The sequence below is a fragment of the Priestia sp. BR_2 genome (assembly GCF_041954005.1).
GTDB classification, from domain to species: Bacteria; Bacillota; Bacilli; order Paenibacillales; family Paenibacillaceae; genus Paenibacillus_AQ; species Paenibacillus_AQ lautus_A.
In genome coordinates this window covers 1-1,043 of sequence record NZ_JAVFHM010000292.1, presented here as the reverse complement: position 1 = coordinate 1,043, position 1,043 = coordinate 1, and the positions used below count along the sequence as shown (strand labels likewise).

Annotated in this window: 2 protein-coding genes; both read right to left on the bottom strand. The window is 35.3% G+C overall.

Going from position 1 to position 1,043, the window contains the following annotated elements; all coding sequences use genetic code 11:
• The coding region (locus RB298_RS23570; protein ID WP_486048851.1) for an iron-containing alcohol dehydrogenase at positions 1-609 on the bottom strand (609 nt) is incomplete at its 3' end.
• 148 nt (positions 610-757) lie between these two features.
• Positions 758-1,043, bottom strand: a 286-nt coding sequence (locus RB298_RS23565) for a helix-turn-helix domain-containing protein (protein WP_486048849.1), incomplete at its 5' end; no start/stop codon positions are given.

The following is a 1,043-nucleotide window of genomic DNA, read 5'->3' as shown; positions in this document are numbered from 1 at the left end:
AGCTTCAACAGCATGACAAAGTGCATCAATTCCCGTTGCTGCTGTAACTTGTGGAGGTGTAGAAATTGTGAAAATTGGATCTACAATCGCTACTTTCGGAAGAAATGCTTGATGTTTAATCATCATTTTTATATCTTCCTTAGTATTCGTAATTACGGTAACATTTGTTACTTCCGAACCCGTTCCAGCCGTAGTCGGAATTGCAATAAGCGGAAGAGGATCTTCTGTAATTGGAGACTTTCCGCCTGCAAAATCACCAATATAACCACCATTGGTTGCTACTACAGCTACAGCTTTAGCAGCATCAATGCAGCTTCCTCCACCTATTGCGATAATAACATCGCATTGCTCTCTTAAACACAGGTTTAATGCTTCATTAACATGTAAATCCGTGGGCTCTGTATTAACATCTAAGTATGCAGCATAAGAAACATTTAAATCCTCTAGTATTCTTTCGCAACTTCTTACATGTCCTATTTTTTCCATAACACGATCACTAATTAAAAGTACTTTCTTTCCATAAGCTCTCACTTGCTCTCCAAGCTGAGCTAAAGAATTTTCACCATAAAAGACTGAGTTAGGCATACAAAATTTTGAATACCCTTTCATAAAATCCCTCCTTACATTAACGTCACTATTATTAATGCAAGAACCGTGCCAAGTATAAATGCTTAATTCCAAACGCTTCTTTTAGTTAAAGTGTCCATTTTTAAATACATAAGTGTTTGATATATGTCCGATTATAAAGACACTTGAACTATAATCCGTATTTTTTTAATTTTATGTAAAGAGTAGAACGCTGAATCCCAAGAATTCTCGCGGCAGCAGCCTTATTACCGTTCACATCAGCAAGCGCTTTCAAAATAGTGTCTTTTTCACTAGATAAAATATCTTCTCTTACCTTTTTTAAGAGTCTGTTTGTATCACTAGTTTTTTCTGTTATAAAAGAGCTTGTATCTTTTTTTCGAAAATGAGCAGGTAAGTCTTTTTCCGTAATTTCTTGATTTTCTACTAGACTTACTAACATTTCCACCGTATTAACA